Below are 18157 nucleotides of genomic sequence, written 5' to 3'. Positions count from 1 at the left end.
GCAGACGATGTGGTCCTTGTCTCTTGAATGGATGCTGCTGGCACTGCTGGTGTTCTGGGCCGTCGGCGCATACAACCGGCTGGCCCGGCTGCGCAGCGGCTGCGTGCAGCAGTTCGGAGCGCTCGATGCGCACCTGGGCCAGTGGCATGCCATGCTGCAGGCCTTCGAGGCCCAGCCCAAGGCTGAAGGCCAAAGCCCCGCCCTTGTGCATGCCCAGGCCGCACTGCACCAGACCGCCGCACAGCTGCAGGCGGCCCTGGTCGATGCCCGTGGCCGGCCGCTGCGCGAGGCCGCGCTGGCCTCGCTGGAGCACGCCTGTTCGGCGCTGGACGTGGCCTGGCAGGCCATGACCAAGGTCGCCGTTGACACCGGCGCCGCTGGCACTGGCGCTGCGCCATCAGATGCCCCATCGCCGGACCCCGATCCGCTGCAGCCCTGGCAGCAGCGCTGGACCGAGCACCAGGTGCGCAACCGCCTGGGACTGCAGCAATTCAACGCCGCGGCCGAGCGCTACAACGCCGCCATTGCGCAATATCCGGCCAGGCTGCTGGCCTGGCTGCTGGGCTTTCGCCCGGTGCGCAGCCTGCTGGTCGAGCCTGTCGCCAGCAAGGCACAGGAAAGTGGAACATGAACCAACGCACGCATTCTTCCCCGCGCCGCGCTGCGGCGCCCTCGCAGGCGCATGCCGCACCGGCCGCACCTCCTCTTTGGCAGCAGCTCGACGCCGTCGCCCAATGCCTGCAGTCCGTGCTTGAAGGCCAGTCCAGCCGCAGCGTGCTGGCGCGCGTGGCGCAGCCGCTGCGCCCCGGCGTCCAGGCGCTGCTGTTCCAGGTGCTGCGCCAGTTGGGCCGTGCCCAGGCGCTGCAAAAGCAGCTGGCCTCGCGCAACCCGCCGCCGCGCGTCAGCGCATTGCTGAACACGGCCCTGGCCCTGGCCTGGGATGAGTCCCGGGCACCGTACCCACCATTCACCCTGGTCAACCAGACGGTGGAGGCTGCCAAGCAGGGGCCGACGCGCGCCCAGTCCGGCTTCATCAATGCCTGCCTGCGCCGCTTCCTGCGCGAGCGCGATGCCCTGGTCGCCGCCACCGACGACCAGCCGCAGGCCGTCTGGAACCACCCGGCCTGGTGGATCGCCCGCCTGCGCAAGGACCATCCCGATCATTGGCAAGCCATCCTGCAGGCCAACAATGAACAGCCGCCGATGACGCTGCGCGTCAACCGCCAACAAACGGACCGCCAGTCCTACCAGGCAGCGCTGCAGGCCATGGACGTGCCTTCCCTGGCCGTGGCCGACAGCGGCCTGCAACTGCAGCAGGCCCTGCCGGTGCAATCCCTGCCGGGCTTCGACGAAGGCCTGGCCTCGGTGCAGGATGCGGCCGCGCAACTGGCCGCGCCGCTGCTGCTGCAGGGACTGGAGCAGCCCGCCGGCCGCGCGCTGCGCGTGCTCGATGCCTGCGCCGCCCCGGGCGGCAAGACGGCCCACCTGCTGGAGTACGCAGCCCCGCAGACCCTGGAGGTCACGGCGCTGGAGATAGATGCCGAGCGCGCCGCGCGCATCGCGGACACGCTGGGGCGGCTGCGCCTGCAGGCCCGCGTGGTGGTGGCCGATGCATCCCGGCCCGACCAGTGGTTCGATGCGCAATGCGGCGGCCAGCGGTTCGACGCCATCTTGCTGGACGCGCCCTGCACGGCCTCGGGCATCGTGCGGCGCCAGCCCGACGTGCGCTGGCTGCGCCGCGAAAGCGATGTGCGCCAGCTGGCCGAGATCCAGGCGCGCCTGCTCGACACCCTGTGGCCCCTGCTGCAGCCCGGCGGGCGCCTGCTCTACTGCACCTGCTCGGTCTTCAGGGAAGAGGGCGAGGCCCAGGTTCAAGCGTTTGTTACACGCAACAGTGAGGCGCGAACCCTGGCGGCACCGGGGCATTTAATCCCGGGCAAAGCCGATAAAGCCGGCATGCTGGCTGACAATGCTTTGGGTGACCACGACGGTTTCTTCTACGCCTTGCTGCAAAAGACGCGCTGACCCCCCCCATCGGGCCTGGTCGCCAGCCTGGCTGCGCCTGCTGGCGCGGCTGGCCGGGGCGCTTTTGCTGGCCGGCGTGCTGGCGGGCCTGGGCCTGCAGGCCAGGGCCGATGCCCTGACGGCCGAGATCGGCCCCATGCAGCTCGATCGCTCCGACGACGGCCTGCTGCTGTCGGCCAACCTCCATTTCGAGCTGCCCTACCAGATCGACGATGCGCTGCGCCAGGGCATCCCCATGTACTTCGTGGCCGATGCCCAGATCCAGCGCGAGCGCTGGTACTGGTCCGATCAGCAACTGGCCACCGCCAGCCGCCACTACCGCCTCAGCCACCAGCCGCTGACGCGCCGCTGGCGCCTGCACATCTCCAGCACCCCGTTCTCCAGCAGCGGCCTGGGGCTGGCGCTGGGCCAGACCTTCGAAAGCCTGGACGATGCGCTGGCCTCCATGCAGCGCATCTCGCGCTGGAAGATCATGGACACGGCGCCCACGCAATCGGGCGTATCGGTGCAACTGCGCTTTCGCATCGACCTGTCCCAGCTGCCCAGGCCGCTGCAGATCGGCGCGCTGGGCCGCTCGGGCTGGAACCTGCAGCTGTCGCGCACCCAGATGCTGGAAGACGCGCCATGAGCAGGGCCTCAGCCGACGACGAACGCGTGGCCCTGCCGGCCTCGGCCGGCCTGTCGCGCGGCACGCGCTGGGCCGTGGGCGTGGGCGCCGGCCTCATGGGTCTGGTCGGCGTGCTGCTGCTGTTCCTGCTCACCCTGGCCACCAACAACCGCCTGGACTACGAGCGCAACTACAACTGGCTGTTCGCCGCCAACGTGGTCGTGGCCGGCCTGCTGCTGGCCATCCTGGCCTGGGGCGGCATCCGCCTGGCCATCCGGCTGCAGCGCGGGCGCTTCGGCAGCCGCCTGCTGCTCAAGCTGGCCGGCATCTTCACGCTGGTGGGCCTGGTGCCGGGCCTGCTGATCTACATCGTCTCCTACCAGTTCGTCTCGCGCTCCATCGAAAGCTGGTTCGATGTGCAGGTCGAGGGCGCGCTGTCGGCCGGCGTCAGCCTGGCCAGTGCCACGCTGGAGACCGTGGCCAATGACATGGCCAACAACACGCGCACCGCAGGCGCCCAGCTGTCCCAGGTCTCCGATGCCGGCGCCGCGCTGATCCTGGAGCGCGTGCGCGACCAGTTGGGTGCCACCGATGTCGTGCTGTGGAGTGCATCGGAGCTCGCCGTCATGGGCCCGACGCAGACCACCCGCGGCGGCGACCTTGCGGGCCTGCGCGCCATCGCCAGCGTGGGCCAGTCGCGCTTCAACCTGCAGCCCGAACGCCCCAGCGCGCAAATGCTGCGCTCGCTGCGCGAGCAGCGCGCCGTGGCCAGCATCGAAGGCCTGGACGACGACGGCATGGCCCAGCCCGGCGCCACCGCGCCCGGGGCCCAGGTCCGCACCCTGGCCCTGGTGCCCAACCCCAGCGTGGGCCTGCTGACCGAGCCGCGCTACCTGCAGGCCACCATTGCACTGCCGCAGGCCCTGGTGACCAATGCCCTGGCCGTGCAGGCAGCCAACCGCGAATACCAGGAGCGCGCGCTGGCACGCGGTGGCCTGCAGCGCATGTACATAGGCACGCTCACGCTCAGCCTGTTCCTGGCCGTCTTCGGCGCCGTGGTGCTGGCCATCGTGCTGGGCAACCAGCTGGCCAGGCCGCTGCTGCTGCTGGCCCAGGGCATGCGCGACGTGGCGCGCGGCGACCTGCGGCCCAAGCCGGCGCTGCAGACGCGCGACGAGATCGGCGGGCTCACGCGCTCCTTTGCGCTCATGACCCAGCAACTGGCCGACGCCCGTGCCGAAGCCAACCGCAGCATGGGCCAGCTCGATGCCGCACGCGGCAACCTGCAGACCATCCTCGACAACCTCACCTCGGGCGTCATCGTGCTGGATGCGCGGGGCGCCATCGTGCTGAGCAATCCCGGCGCCACGCGCATATTGCGCGCGCCCATGGCCGTCCATGAAGGCCGGCTGCTGTCCCAGGTGCCGGGGCTGGAGCAGTTCGGCGAAGTCGTGCAGGAGCAGTTCGCGCTCTTCCTGGGCGAGCAGGGGCGCGATCGCTGGCAACTAGTGCATGAGCTGCATGCCTCCACCGACGGCGGCGTCATCCAGCACACCACCACCCTGGTCATGCGCGGTGCGGAACTGCCCGATGCGCAGCGCCTGCTGGTCTTCGACGACATCTCGGAAATCGTCTCGGCCCAGCGTGCTCAGGCCTGGGGCGAGGTGGCGCGCCGCGTGGCCCACGAGATCAAGAACCCGCTCACGCCCATCCAGCTGTCGGCCGAGCGCATGGCCATGCGGCTGACCGACAAGCTGCAGCCTGCAGAGCAGGCGCTGCTGGCCAAGTCCGTCAAGACCATCGTCGATCAGGTCGGCGCCATGAAGCGCCTGGTCGATGAATTCCGCGACTACGCGCGCCTTCCCGCCGCCAACCTGCAGTCGCTGGACCTTAACGCGCTGGTCACCGATGTGCTACAGCTGTATGGGGAAGAGAACGCCGAAGTGCGCGTGGACTGCGTGCTGGACCCGCAATGCCCGCCGATTTCCGGCGATGGCCAGCAGCTGCGGCAGGTCATTCACAATCTTTTGCAGAATGCCCAGGACGCCACGGCCCAGCGCGCGCAGGAAAGCGGCCAGCCCCCCGGCCCCGTGACCATAGAGACGCGCTGGAACGAGTCCGCGCGCCGCGTGCGCCTGAGCATCAGTGACAGCGGCACGGGCTTCGCCGCCAACATCCTTCAACGGGCCTTCGAGCCCTACGTCACGACCAAGGTGCGAGGCACCGGCCTGGGCCTGGCCGTGGTCAAGAAAATCGCAGACGAGCATGGCGCCCGCATCGACCTGGGCAACAGGGAAGACGACGGGGTGATTCAAGGTGCGCAAGTGTCGCTATCATTTGCGCCTGAGCGTACGGGATAGGCCTGACGCCCCCCGCGCCTCAGCACATAGGCTTAAGACACATGGCAAACATACTGGTGGTCGACGACGAACTGGGGATCCGGGATTTGTTGTCGGAAATCCTCAACGACGAAGGTCATAGTGTGGACGTGGCCGAGAACGCCGGTCAGGCACGCTCGGCGCGCGCCTCCAACACCTACGACCTCGTGCTTCTCGACATCTGGATGCCCGACACCGATGGCGTATCGCTGCTCAAGGAATGGGCCTCGGCAGGTCTGCTGACCATGCCCGTGATCATGATGAGCGGTCACGCCACCATCGAGACGGCCGTGGAGGCCACGCGCATCGGTGCGCTGTCCTTTCTCGAAAAACCCATCACCATGCAAAAGCTGCTCAAGGCTGTGGAGCAGGGCCTGGCGCGCAACGCCGCCAGCCAGGCACCGGCTGCAGCGCCCGTGGCGGTGGTCGAGCCGGACACTGCGGCCGTGGTCACGCCTGCGGCCAGCCGCGTGCCGGTGGACAACAACGTGCCGCATGCACACCAGGGGTTCGACCTGGACCGCCCGCTGCGCGAGGCGCGCGACGGCTTCGAGAAGGCCTACTTCGAATTCCACCTGGCACGCGAAGGCGGCTCCATGACACGCGTGGCCGAGAAGACCGGCCTGGAGCGCACCCACCTGTACCGCAAGCTGCGCCAGCTGGGCGTGGACCTGGGCCGCAACAAGCGCGGATAGACTTTTTGAAGGAATTTTGGCTTTTTCGTTTTTGGGTCAAAAAATCCTGCATATAATCTAGTTCTCGGCCCGGTAGCTCAGTCGGTAGAGCAGAGGATTGAAAATCCTTGTGTCGGCGGTTCGATTCCGTCCCAGGCCACCAAATTCAGTAAAAAATTACGGACTGCTTCGCAAGAAGCGGTCCGTTTTTCTTTGTGCCTCAGGCAATGCGTGATCCTGCCTGTGCGCCGGCTGCGGCCGCCTTCAGTCGTTCGCGCCCGCAATCGTCACCAACAGCACGCAGCCCTGGTCGCCGCGCGCGTGCACATCGTGCAGCTCGCCGGCAGGCACCAGCACCACCGAGCCGGCCACCAGCCGCAGGCTTGCCAGGCGCGTGGCAATGCCGGCCTCGCCCGCCAGGCAGTGGATGGTGGCCTCGCCGGGGACCTGATGGCTGGGCAGGGCATGGCCCGGTGGCAGCACCAGGCGCAGCAGTTGCAGCTTCGGCGTTCGGATCAGGCTGGTGCTGATGGGCATGCCGTCGCGGGCGTGCAGGGCGATGACCTCCAGTGGCTTTGCGTGTTCGAGTGCCATGCTTGGCTCCTGCTTGATGTGGATCAGAAGGTGGTTGCGCCGCCGCCTCGCCTGTGCACTTGAAGATGTACGCTGGATGCATCTTATGCAGGCGCAGCGGGCCGGAAGGAGTGCACATCATGGCGCAATGGATGGAGCTGGAGGAACCCCTGAGAACCCGGGAGCCGGCGCCGCAATGGAAGGTATTCCTCGAATTGGGATTTCGGCCGCTGTACCTGCTGGGCTGCCTCTGGGCCGCGCTGTCGGTGGCGCTGTGGGTCCATGCGCCGCAGAGGATCACCGGTCGCATGCCCGGCGTGTTCTGGCATGCGCACGAGATGCTGTGGGCCTTCGTGGCCACCATCGCCGTAGGCTTTCTGTTCACGGCGGGCAGCAACTGGACGGGACGCAATCCGCTGCAGGGCCGGGCGCTGGGCGCGCTGTGCCTGCTGTGGCTGATCGCCCGTGCGGGCTTTCTGCTGCCCGGGCCGCAGGCCTTTGCCGTGGCTGCGCTGTGCGAGACCGCCTTCTTTGCCTGGGCCGCGCTGGCGCTGGGCCGCGCCATCCATGCCGCGCGCAGCCGGCGCAACTACGGGCTGCCCCTGCTGCTGGCCGGCCTGGGCACGGCCGACGCGCTGTACCTGTGGTCCATCTGGCAGGGCGACTACGGCGCGCTCATGCAGCGCTTCAACGCAGGCCTGCTGTGCATGGCCGTGATTGCGCTGCTGATCGCGCGGCGCGTGATTCCCTTCTTCGCCATGCGCGCCGTGTCCGGCCTGCAGATCCCCATGCACACGGCCAGCGGCCAGTGGCAGCTGGGCGCGGGCGTGGTGGCCATCGCCTGCCTGCTGGCGGGCTGGTGGCCGGGCCTGGCCGCCGGCCTGGCCGTGGCCGGCCTGATCGCCCTGTGGCAGGTGCTGGCCTGGAAGCCCCAGGCCGTGCGCCGCGTGCCGCTGCTGTGGATTCTCTACCTGGGCCACGCGGCGCTGGGTGCGGGCCTGCTGGTGGCCGGCGCGCATGCGGCCGGTTGGGTGCTGCGCCCCGCCTGGCCCGTGCATGTGATCGGTGCGGGCGGCTTTGCCCTGCTCATCATCGGCATGTGCACACGGACGTCGATGGGCCACCTGGGCCTGCCGCTGCGCACCGACCGCAGCATGGTCGCCGCCTATGCCCTGGTCATTGCCGCTGCCGTGCTGCGCCTGGCGGCCCTGCTGCCCACGGCGCTGTCGCTGGCGGCGCTGCATGCCTCGGCCGCAGCCTGGGTATTGGCCTTTGCGCTGTACCTGTGGCGTTTCGCCCCGCTGCTGGTGCGCCCGCGTGCCGACCGGCAGGCATGATCGCAGGCCTGCCATGCGCCTGACCCTGATGACCGACTACGCGCTGCGCCTGCTCATGCATGTGGCGCGCCACCCCGGGCGGCTGTGCACGATTGCCGAGATCGCCCAGGCCCATGCCATCTCCGAAGCCCACCTCATGAAGGTCACGCACCAGTTGGCGCTGCGCGGCTGGATCGTGACCGTGCGGGGCAAGGGCGGCGGCATGCGCCTGGCCCATGCGCCGGCCGACATCGGCCTGGGCGACGTGGTGCGCGGCATGGAGCCGGACCTTGCCATCGTCGAATGCTTCACGGGCACCAGCCCGCCTGCCTGCACGCTTGCGCAGGACTGCCGGCTGGCCGGCGTGCTGGGCGGGGCGCTGGACAGCTTCATGGCCCATCTGGACGGCTTCACGCTGGCCGATCTGCTGCCGGCTCCCGCATCCCTGCCGCTGCCCCTGCCGCACAGGAGCCGCGCATGAGCTACGGACTGCTGCTGACCCTGCACCTGCTGGCGGCCATTGCCTTTGCAGGCACGGTGTTCTTCGAAGTCGTGCTGCTGGCCGGGGCGCGCCGCCACCTGCCCGCTGCCGTGGCGCGCGTCACCGAGCAGGCGCTGGGCGACCGCGCGGTCGCCGTCATGCCCTGGGTGCTGATGGTGCTGTACGGCGCGGGGCTGGGGCTGGCCTGGCAGCACCGCTCGGCATTGGCTGCCGCCTTTGCCGCTCCGCTGGCCAGCAGCTTCGGCCTGCTGCTGGCGCTCAAGATCGTGCTGGCGCTCAGCGTGTTCGGGCATTTCCTGGCGGCCATGTGGTGGCGCCGGCGCGGTGTGCTTGGCGGGCGCCGCTCGCACCGCTTGCACCTGAGCGTGTTCTGCCACGTGCTGGCCATCGTGCTGCTGGCCAAGGCCATGTTCTACCTGCACTGGTAATCAGTCTGCAGGCAGGCCCTGCCCGCGTTAAGCTCGCTGCTCGCATGGCTTGGAGCACGGGGGCGCAGAGGTGGCATCGCATTGGCAGCCGGGCTTGATCGCCCTGCACGGGAATCAGACGGAGGTGCTGGCCGACACGGTGCTGGCATGGCTGGCTGCGCACCCGCTGGATGTGCTGGAGCCCGAGGTGGTGCTGGTGCAGAGCAACGGCATGGCCGAGTGGTTCAAGATGCGCATGGCCGAGCAGCTGGGCGTGTGCGCCGCCGCGCGCGTGGAACTGCCCGCGCGCTTTGTGTGGCGCAGCTACCGCCAGGTGCTGGGCCGCCAGGCCGTGCCGCGCGAATCGCCCCTGGACAAGACGCCCATGACCTGGCGGCTCATGCGCCTGCTGCCGCAGTGCCTTCATGACCCGGCGTTCGCCCCCATTGCAGGCTTTCTGCGCCCCGGCGAGCCCGAGCGGCTGCTGCAGTTGGCCCAGCGCCTGGCCGACCTTTTCGACCAATACCAGATCTACCGCGCCGACTGGCTGGATGCCTGGGAGGCCGGGCATGACGTGCTGCCCATGCCCTTGCGCCCTGGTGTGGCGGACGCCCCGGTGCCCGAAGGCCAGCAGTGGCAGCCGCGCCTGTGGCGCGCCGTGCTGGCCGAGCTGGACGAGGACCAGCGCGGCGCCACGCGCGCGCGCCTGCAGGGCAGGGTGCTGGCCGCGCTGCAGTCCGGCGAGGCGCCGGCCGCGCCGCTGGCACGCCGCGTGGTGGTGTTCGGCATCAGCCAGTTGCCGCTGAGCCTGCTGGAATTCCTGGCGGCCATCGCCCGCCACAGCCAGGTGCTGCTGGCCGTGCCCAATCCCTGCCGCTTCCATTGGGCCGACGCCATCGACGGGCGCGAGCTGCTGCGCATGGCGCGGCGCCGCCAGCCGCTGCGCGGCGGGCGCGATCTGGCGCAGCTGCCGCTGGAGGCCATGCATGCCCACGCCCATCCGCTGCTGGCCGCCTGGGGCCGGCAAAGCCGCGACTATGTGCGCCAGCTCGACGCCTTCGACACCACGGGTGCCGCCGCGCAGCTGCAGATGCCGCGCGTGGACCTGTTCGACGAAACCGATGCCGAGGACCTGCGCACCGCGCCGCTGCTGGCCCAGGTACAGCAGCGCATCCGCGACCTGGTGCCGCTGGCCGAGCACCCGCCGCTGGAGGTGGCGCGGGCCGATCGTTCCATCGTCTTTCACAGCGCCCACAGCGTGGTGCGCGAACTGGAGGTGCTGCACGACCAGCTGCTGCAGATGCTGGCCCGGCCACCGGATCCTGCCCAGCCAGGGCAAGCGCCGCTGACCCCGCGTGACGTGGTGGTCATGCTTCCGTCCATAGAGACGGCAGCGCCCTCGATACGTGCGGTCTTCGGCCAGTACGGCCGCCATGACCCGCGCCACATTCCCTTCGACATCGCCGACCTGGGTGCGCGCGCCAGCAGCCCGCTGGCCGTGGCCCTGCAATGGCTGCTGCGCCTGCCCCAGCAGCGCTGCCGGCTCAGCGAGCTGTGCGACCTGCTGGACGTCCCCGCGATTGCCGCGCGCATGGGGCTGGCGGCCGACGACCTGCCCCAGCTCACGCGCTGGATGGCCGGGGCCGGCATCCGCTGGGGACTCAATGCGCCGCAGCGCGGCGCCCTGGGCCTGCAGGCCTGCGGCGAGCACAACAGCGCCTGGTTCGGCCTGCAGCGCATGCTGCTGGGCTATGCCGGCGGCGTGGCGCAGGACGGCCAGGCCTTTGGCGGCATCGAGCCCTATGACGAAGTGGGCGGCCTGTCGGCCGAGCTGGCCGGCGTGCTGGCTGCGCTGCTGGAGCGCATGCTGGCCTGGTGGCGCGAGGCCGGGCGGCCCGCCACGCCCGAGGTCTGGGCGCAGCGCTTTCGCGCACTGCTGCAGGACTTCTTCAAGGCGCAGGACGATGAGGACGAGGCCATGCTGGCCGCGCTGGACGCCGCCCTCACGGACTGGCAGCGCGCCTGCGAGCAGGCCGGCTATGCGGACGCCGTGGAACTGGGCGTGGCCCAGGAGGCCTGGATGCAGGCGCTGGAGCAGCCCTCGCTGTCGCAGCGCTTTCGCGCCGGTGGCGTGACCTTTTGCACGCTGATGCCCATGCGGGCCATTCCCTTCGAGGTGGTCTGCCTGCTGGGCATGAACGATGGCGACTATCCGCGCCGCGCCACGCGCAGCGACTTCGACCTGATGGCGCTGCCCGGCCAGCAGCGCCCCGGCGACCGCGCGCGCCGCGACGATGACCGCCAGCTCATGCTCGAAGCCCTGCTGTCCGCACGCCGCGCGCTCTACATCAGCTGGACCGGCCACCATGTGCGCGACAACAGCGAGCAGCCGCCCTCGGTCCTGGTCTCCCAGCTGCGCGACTACCTGGAGACAGGTTGGCGCGGCGAAGGCGGCCAGCCGCTGCTGGCGCAGCGCACGCAGCAGCATCCGCTGCAGCCCTTCAGTCGCCGCTATTTCGAAGAAGGCTCGCCCTGGACCACCTATGCGCGCGAATGGCGGGCCGCGCATGCGCAGTCGGACGGCACGGACGCGTTGCCTCCGCTGCCCGCGCAGCCGCGCCCGCCCTTTGTCCCCGACGCCTCGGCGCCGCTGACGCTGGCCCGGCTCACCGATTTCCTGCGCCACCCGGCGCGCGCCTACCTGCGCCAGCGCCTGCAGGTGCGCTTCGAGCAGGAGGACAACCCCGTGGTGGACGAGGAACTGTTCCAGCTCGACGGCCTGACCGAATACCTGCTGGTGCAGCAGTTGCAGCAGCAGGTGGCGGCCGGCCTGGACGAGCCCGGGCAGGCGCCCCAGGCCATGGAAGACAGCGTGCGAGCGGCCGTGGCGCGCCTCACGCGCTCGGGGCGGCTGCCGCTGGCGGGGCTGGGCGAGCGCGGCGCGCGGGCGCTGCAGTCCTCGGTCACGCCTTCGCTGCGGGCCTGGCGCCAGCAACTGGATCGGTATGCCCATCCCGCGCCGCGCAGGCGGCTGCTGATCGAGGACGATGGCCTGGTGTTCGACGACTGGATCGACGGGCTGCGCCAGTCCTGCGAAACCGAAGAGCCCCCCGATGCGGACGACGCACAGTGCTGGCTGCTGCTGGACCCGCGCAACCTGCTCAATGCCAAGGGCAGGCCCCATGCCGACAAGCTCATGCCGGTCTACCTGCGCAGCCTGGCGCTGGCCGCCAGCGGCTCACAGGCCGAGTTGCGCGTGGTGGCGCGCGACGGCCTGGTGCAGGTGCTGCCCATGGACCCTTCCGACGCGCTGGCACGGCTGCGTGAATTGATGGCCCTGTGGCGCGAAGGCCAGAACGGCCCGCTGCCCCTGCCGCTGCGCAGCGGCCTGGCCATGGCCGAAGGCTTTCCCGCTGCGGCACAGCAGGCCTATGAGGGTGGTCATCTGGTCGGCGGCGAAGGCGAGGACCCGTCCTGGGCCCGCTGCTACCCGGACTTCGAACGCCTGAGCGCCGATGGCCGTTTCGAGGCCCTGGCCCATGCCGCTCACGCGCCGCTGCTCGACTGGGTGGCCGCGCAGGTGCAGGTCCTGCCGTACCAGGGGGAGGCGCAATGAGCGCGAGCGAAATGATCGGCGCCGTGACCGGCGATGTGGACGGCGACGTGACCAGCCATGTGCTCGACGCACAGCGCTTCCCGCTGTGGGGCAGCCGCCTGATCGAGGCCAGCGCCGGCACCGGCAAGACCTGGACCATCGCCGCGCTCTACCTGCGACTGGTGCTGGGGCATGGCGAGGGCAGCCTGGACGGCATCAGCAGCACGGCCTTCGAGCGCCCGCTGATGCCGCCCGACATCCTCGTCATGACCTTCACGCGCGCGGCCACGCGCGAGCTGTCAGACCGCATACGCAAGCGCCTGATCGAGGCCGTGCAGTGCTTTCGCGGCGAGGCCGAGCCCGCGCCCCAAGACGCCTTCCTGCACGCGCTGCGCGAGGCCTACCCCGAAGGCGCGGCCCGTGAACGCGCGGCCTGGCGCCTGGCCATGGCGGCCGAATGCATGGACGACGCGGCCATCCACACCATCGACGCCTGGTGCCAGCGCATGCTGCGCGAGCATGCCTTCGACAGCGGCAACCTCTTCGATGAAACGCTGGAGCCCGACGAAAGCCAGCGCCAGACCGAGGCCGCGCAGGACTATTGGCGCCAGCAGTGCTACCCGCTGTCCGACGAGTTGCTGGACGAGGTCCTGAAGATCTGGCCCCACGTCGGCGCCCTGGTCGATGACATGCGCGCCCTGCTGCGCGAGCCCCCTGTGCCCGGCGCGGGCGAGGGCAGCCTGGCCGACTGCCTGCAGCGCGCCATGGAGCAGCGCCGCAGCCGCCTGCTGGCCCTGGCGGCCGGCTGGGACGACAAGGCACAGCGCCTGCAGCTGTGGCTGGATGGACAGCTCGACGGCCATGGCGCGCTGTGGGACAAGCGCAAGCTGCAGCCCGCGCGCTACACCGGCTGGCTGGCCGCGCTGGCCGACTGGTCGCGCGCGCCGCTGGACGGTCCGCTGGCGCTGACCGAGGCCGCGCGCCACCGCCTCAGCCCCGAGGGCCTGGCCGAGGCGTTCAAGGGATCGGCCGGCGATGTGCTCATGCCGCTGGAGCTGGACGAGCTGCAGGCGCTGCTGGTGCAACTGGAGCAATTGCCGCCCGTCAGCGTGGCCGTGCGCCTGCATGCGGCCGCGCGCGTGGCGCAGCGGCTGGCCCACCTCAAGCGCCAGGCCGGCAGCTTCGGCTTTGCCGACATGCTGCAGCGCCTGGACACGGCCCTGGCCGGCGACAACGGCGCCGTGCTGCGCGAGCGCATCCTGGCCCAGTACCCGGTGGCGCTGATCGATGAATTCCAGGACACCTCGCCGCTGCAGTACCGCCTGTTCGACCAGATCTACCGCACGGCGGCCAACGACCCGCACAGCGCCCTGCTGCTGATCGGCGACCCCAAGCAGTCCATCTACGGCTTTCGCGGCGCCGACATCCACAGCTACCTGCAGGCGCGCCGCGCCACCGAGGGCCGCCACTACGTGCTGGGCACCAACTACCGATCCACCCAGGCACTGGTGGGCGCCGTCAACCATTGGTTCGCGCAGGCCGAGCAGCGGCCGGGCGAGGGCGCCTTCATGTTTCGGCGCGGCAGCCACAACCCGCTGCCGTTCGAGCCCGTGGCCGCCCAGGGCCGGCGCGAGCTGCTGCACACGCGCGACGGCGCCATGCCCGCCCTCACCGTGGCCTGGAGTGCGGGCCGCGACGAGGACACCGGCATTCCCCTGCCTTTGTCGGCCGACGAGGTGCGGCGCCGCTTTGCGGCCCATTGCGCCGAGCAGATCGTGCAGTGGCTGGCCGACCCGCAGGCCGGCTTTGTGCAGCCCGATGGCCGCCTTGTGCGCCTGCGGCCTGCCGACATCGCCGTGCTGGTGCGCACGGGCCGAGAGGCGGCCGCCGTGCGCCGAGAACTGCAGGCGCGCGCCGTGGCCTCGGTCTACCTGTCGGACCAGGATTCGGTGTTCGCCAGCGACGAGGCCCATGACCTGCTGTACTGGCTGCGCGCCGTCGCCGCGCCGCTGGATGCCCAGGCCGTGCGCGCGGGCCTGGCCACGCGGCTCATCGGCCTGTCGCTGGACGAGCTGGCCTGGCTGGCCGCCGACGAGGAAGCCTTTGACGTGCGCAGCGAGCAGCTGCGCGAACTGCACAGCATCTGGCTGCGCCTGGGCGTGCTGGCCATGCTGCGCCAGACCCTGTACCGGCTGGACCTGCCCGTGCGCTGGCTGCAGGACCCGGCCATGGGCGGCGAGCGGCGCCTGACCAACTACCTGCACCTGGCCGAGCTGCTGCAGACCGCCAGCGCCCAGCTGGAGGGCGAGCAGGCCCTGATCCGCTGGCTGGCCACCCAGATCGAGACGCCGGGCAGCGGCAGCGAAGAGCAGGTGGTGCGCCTGGAAAGCGATGCCGACCTGGTCAAGATCGTCACCGTGCACAAGAGCAAGGGCCTGGAATACCCGCTGGTCTGCCTGCCGTTTGCAGGCAGCTTCCGCCCCATGGAGCGGGCCAGAACGCCCTTCCTGACCCTGTCAGCGCAGGATGGGGTGGGAGACGATGCCGCCCCGGCCCGCAGGCTGCTGCTGGACTTCAGCGACGAGGACTTGGCCCAGGCCGACCGCGAGCGGCTGCGCGAGGACCTGCGCCTGTTCTACGTAGCGCTCACCCGCCCGCGCCATGCGCTGTGGCTGGGCCTGGCCCCGCTCAAGCGCGGCAACGGCAAGGCCTGCGTGAATGAGCAGGGCGCAGCCGGCTACCTGCTGGGCGGCACCGAGCCGCGCTCGGCCCAGGGCTGGCGCGACGGCCTGCAGCAGCTGTGCGGCGAAGACCCGCACATGGCCTGGCGCGACCTGGATGCCGGGCCACTGCAGCGCACGCGCTGGCAGCCCCCGGCTGGCGCCACCCCGCTGCACGATGCCCCGGCCTACGACGCGCGCTTCGACACCCGCTGGGGCATCGGCAGCTTCTCGGCCCTGGTGCGTGCCATGGCCGCGCCCAGCCTGCCCGTGCTGCCCGTGGCCGTGCAGCGCCCGGCCGAGGATGAGCAGGCGCTGGAGCCGCCGCCATCGCCGGAACTGGCGGACATTGCCGGCGTGGCCGGCCTGGCGGGCCTGCAGCCCCTGCAGGATGGACCGGCCGGCGGGCCTGTGGTCTGGCACCGCTTTCTGCGCGGCCCCGTGGTCGGCAACTTCGTGCACGACCAGCTGGAATGGCTGGGCGGCGAAGACTTTGCCCTACCCGTGGACGGCCAGGGTGCGCTCGCTGATCGCCTGGTGCGCCGCTGCGAGCGCGCGGGCCGTGGCGAGCAGGCGCGCGACCTGCTGGCCTGGCTCACGGCCGTGGTCCACCAGCCGCTGGCGCCGCTCGATGTCACGCTGGCCACGCTGGGCCCGCAACTGTCCGAGATGGAGTTCTGGCTGCCCGCGCGCCAGCTGCCGGCCGAGCGCATCGACCAGCTGTGCCGGCGCTTCATCCTGCCGGGGCAGGAGCGGCCTGCGCTGCCCCAGCGCTCGCTGCACGGCATGCTCATGGGCTTTGCCGACCTGGTGTTCTGCCACGAGGGCCGCTACTGGGTGCTTGACTACAAGAGCAACCACCTGGGCCCGGACGGCGCCGCATATGGCCAGGAGGCCCTGGCCCGCGCCATGCTTCACCACCGCTACGACGTGCAGGCCGCGCTCTACCTGCTGGCCCTGCACCGGCTGCTGCGCAGCCGCCTGGGCACGGCCTACGAGCCGCAGCGCCAGCTGGGCGGCGCGCTGTACTACTTTCTGCGCGGCATCGATGGCCCGGCCGGTGGCATGCATGCCATGGCGCCCGAGCTGCCCCTGCTCGATGCGCTTGATGAACTGCTCGGCCCCGGCCGCGCCGATATGCAGGAGCCGCCATGAGCCCGCGCCCCCGTTTGCGGGCCGTCGATACGGCCACGCTGGACCTGTTCGACGAACGGCCGGGCGGCGAACCGCCGGGCGACGACTCGCCGGGCGACGCATCGCTGGGCGGCAAACCGCCGGGCGCCGTGCCGCCAGACACCAATGAAGTGCTGGCCCTGCTGCGCCGCTGGGCCGATGCCGGCCTGCTGCGGCGCCTGGATGCGGCGCTGGCCTCCTTCGTCGCCGGGCAGGATGCGCAGGCCGGGCCCGCCTTGCTGGTGGCCGCCGCACTGCTGGCGCAGATGGAGGGGCGCGGCCACAGCTGCCTGCCCCTGGCACCGCTGGCCGGCCACCCCAACGACGTGCTGGCCTGGCCGGCCGAGGCGCTGCCCGCGCAGCAGGCCCTGTGGCAGATGCTGCCTGCGCGCCTGTCCGGCTGGGTGGCGGCGCTGGGTGCCAGCCCCGTGGTGCGCGTGGTCGGCGACGCGGGCCAGGATGGCGGCGAGGACCTTGGACAGCCCCTGGTGCTGGCCGGTGCCGACGGCCCCGCGCCGCTGCTGTACCTGCGCCGCTACTGGGACTACGAGCGCGCCGTGGCCACCCATGTCATCCAGCGCACGGCGGCGCAGGCCGTGGCCGGCCAGCCGCTGGACGAAGTCCTGGCCCGCCACTGGCTGGACCGCCTGTTCCCGCCTGCGGCGGAGGGCGGCCCCGTGGACTGGCAGAAGCTGGCCTGCGCGCTGGCGCTGCGCGGCCGGCTGTCGGTGATCACGGGCGGCCCCGGCACCGGCAAGACCTATACCGCCGCTCGGCTGCTGGCCCTGCTGTTTGCCACGGCGCCCGACGCCGGCCAGCTGCGCGTGGCCCTGGCCGCGCCCACGGGCAAGGCGGCTGCGCGCCTGAAGCAATCGATTGACGGGGCCTTGCTGCAATTGCAGGGCAGCATGGGCGGCGAGATCGACCTGGCGGGCCTGGTGCAGCGCATGGGCGCGGCGCGCACCCTGCACTCCATGCTGGGCGCGCGGCCCGATACGCGGCACTGGGGATTCCATGCGGGCCGGCAGCTGGACGTGGACGTGCTCATCGTCGATGAGGCCTCCATGGTCCACCTGGAGATGATGGCGGCGCTGCTGGAGGCACTGCCGTCCGGCGCCCGCCTGGTGCTGCTGGGCGACAAGGACCAGCTGGCATCGGTGGAGGCGGGCGCCGTGCTGGGCGACCTGTGCCGCGATGCCCAGGCCGGACGCTACCTGCCGGACACGCTGGACTACGCGCTGCGCGTGGCCGGCCAGGCGGTACCGCCGCAGTTCGCGGCGCCGGCAGGCGACCGGCCTCCGGCTCTTGCGCAGCACACCGTCATGCTGCGCGAGAGCCGGCGCTTCGGTGGTCCCATCGGCCAGTTGGCGCGCGCCGTGAATGCCGGCCACGCCGCGCAGGCCCAGGCCTTGCTCGATGCCGGCACGCAAGGCGGTACGCACTCCGAACTCTGGGAGCGCCAGGGCGGCGGCGTGCAGGCCGTGACCGAACTGGCCGTGCGCGGGCGCGGCGGCCTGGCCAGCTATGCGCTGTATGCCAGGGCGCTGCAAAACAGGCCGGCTGCGGACGGCGACTACGAGGCCGCGCACCGGGCCTGGGTGGTCGATGTGCTGCAGGCCTTCGAGCGTTTCCGGCTGCTGTGCGCCGTGCGCGAGGGGGACTGGGGCGTGTCCGGCCTCAACCGGGCGGTGGAGCAGGCCCTGGAAGCGCAGGGCGCGATCCGCCGCAGCGGCGAATGGTATGCGGGCCGGCCCGTCATGGTCACGCGCAACGATGCGCAGCTGGGCGTGTTCAACGGTGACATCGGCATTGCGCTGCCGGGTGGGTCGCATGGCGGGTCACAGGGGGGCCCGCAGGGCGGGCCCGGGCAGCCGCTGCGCGTGTACTTCCTGCAGGGTGACGAGCTGCGCTCGGTCGGTGTCAGCCGCCTGGCCCATGTGGAGACCGCCTTCGCCATGACGGTGCACAAGAGCCAGGGCTCGGAGTTCGAGCACACGGCCCTGGTGCTGCCCTCGCGCGGTGGCAGCGTGCTGGGGCGCGAGCTGGTCTACACCGGCATCACGCGCGCCCGCCAGGCCTTCTCGCTGTTCTCCGAGGTGCCGGGCCTGCTGGCCTCGGCCGTTGGCAGCCCCACGCAGCGCGCCAGCGGGCTGCTGCGCTGGCTGCAGGACTGAGGCGGGCAGGGCG

Annotated in this window: 12 protein-coding genes and 1 tRNA gene; 12 read left to right on the top strand and 1 reads right to left on the bottom strand. The window is 71.1% G+C overall.

Going from position 1 to position 18157, the window contains the following annotated elements; all coding sequences use genetic code 11:
* Positions 1 to 7 precede the first annotated feature (7 nt).
* From LGR64_RS25915 to LGR64_RS25890, 6 genes are all read left to right on the top strand, one after another.
* Positions 8 to 631 (top strand): LemA family protein, encoded by a 624-nt coding sequence (locus tag LGR64_RS25915; RefSeq protein WP_141832704.1) that lies wholly within the window; start codon positions 8 to 10, stop codon positions 629 to 631.
* Positions 628 to 2025, top strand: a complete 1398-nt coding sequence (gene rsmB, locus LGR64_RS25910) for a 16S rRNA (cytosine(967)-C(5))-methyltransferase RsmB (protein WP_034397918.1) — start codon at positions 628 to 630, stop codon at positions 2023 to 2025. The genes LGR64_RS25915 and rsmB overlap by 4 nt, the downstream gene beginning before the upstream one ends.
* Entirely contained in the window at positions 1970 to 2653 is a 684-nt protein-coding gene (locus LGR64_RS25905; protein ID WP_231890591.1) for a DUF4390 domain-containing protein, read from the top strand. The genes rsmB and LGR64_RS25905 overlap by 56 nt, the downstream gene beginning before the upstream one ends.
* Positions 2650 to 4992 carry a sensor histidine kinase gene (locus tag LGR64_RS25900; protein WP_043824543.1) on the top strand — a complete coding sequence of 781 codons (2343 nt, stop codon included), beginning with the start codon at positions 2650 to 2652 and terminating at the stop codon, positions 4990 to 4992. The genes LGR64_RS25905 and LGR64_RS25900 overlap by 4 nt, the downstream gene beginning before the upstream one ends.
* Before the next feature lie 41 nt (positions 4993 to 5033).
* On the top strand, positions 5034 to 5705 hold the full coding sequence (locus LGR64_RS25895) for a response regulator (protein ID WP_012202448.1): 672 nt from the start codon (positions 5034 to 5036) through the stop codon (positions 5703 to 5705).
* A 66-nt stretch (positions 5706 to 5771) separates the two neighbouring features.
* Positions 5772 to 5847: transfer RNA gene (locus tag LGR64_RS25890), tRNA-Phe, on the top strand.
* Positions 5848 to 5948: 101 nt separating this feature from the next.
* On the opposite strand, the gene LGR64_RS25885 is transcribed toward LGR64_RS25890, so the two are convergent.
* Complete coding sequence (locus LGR64_RS25885) at positions 5949 to 6278, bottom strand: cupin domain-containing protein (protein WP_012202449.1); 330 nt, start codon at positions 6276 to 6278, stop codon at positions 5949 to 5951.
* A gap of 119 nt (positions 6279 to 6397) precedes the next feature.
* Here LGR64_RS25885 and LGR64_RS25880 point away from each other — a divergent pair, with 119 nt between their 5' ends.
* The 6 genes from LGR64_RS25880 to recD all read left to right on the top strand — a co-directional run bounded on the left by LGR64_RS25880 (position 6398) and on the right by recD (position 18144).
* Positions 6398 to 7594: an NnrS family protein gene (locus LGR64_RS25880; protein WP_230357319.1), complete on the top strand. Its 1197-nt coding sequence runs from the start codon at positions 6398 to 6400 to the stop codon at positions 7592 to 7594.
* Positions 7595 to 7607: 13 nt separating this feature from the next.
* The gene (locus LGR64_RS25875) at positions 7608 to 8054 is read left to right on the top strand and encodes an RrF2 family transcriptional regulator (protein WP_071953766.1); all 447 of its coding nucleotides are present in this window, start codon (positions 7608 to 7610) and stop codon (positions 8052 to 8054) included.
* Complete coding sequence (locus LGR64_RS25870) at positions 8051 to 8503, top strand: CopD family copper resistance protein (protein WP_141832700.1); 453 nt, start codon at positions 8051 to 8053, stop codon at positions 8501 to 8503. Before LGR64_RS25875 ends, LGR64_RS25870 begins: the two co-directional genes overlap by 4 nt.
* Before the next feature lie 70 nt (positions 8504 to 8573).
* Positions 8574 to 12098, top strand: coding sequence for an exodeoxyribonuclease V subunit gamma (gene recC, locus LGR64_RS25865; protein WP_141832698.1), 3525 nt, complete (start codon positions 8574 to 8576; stop codon positions 12096 to 12098).
* Positions 12095 to 15952 carry an exodeoxyribonuclease V subunit beta gene (recB, locus tag LGR64_RS25860; protein WP_141832696.1) on the top strand — a complete coding sequence of 1286 codons (3858 nt, stop codon included), beginning with the start codon at positions 12095 to 12097 and terminating at the stop codon, positions 15950 to 15952. Before recC ends, recB begins: the two co-directional genes overlap by 4 nt.
* A complete protein-coding gene (gene recD, locus LGR64_RS25855; protein WP_141832694.1) occupies positions 15949 to 18144 on the top strand; it encodes an exodeoxyribonuclease V subunit alpha in 2196 nt (731 codons plus the stop codon). The genes recB and recD overlap by 4 nt, the downstream gene beginning before the upstream one ends.
* Positions 18145 to 18157: the final 13 nt, after the last annotated feature.

Source organism: Delftia sp. Lp-1, assembly GCF_020523835.1.
GTDB classification, from domain to species: Bacteria; Pseudomonadota; Gammaproteobacteria; order Burkholderiales; family Burkholderiaceae_C; genus Comamonas; species Comamonas acidovorans.
This window is presented reverse-complemented; position numbering and strand designations above follow the sequence as displayed.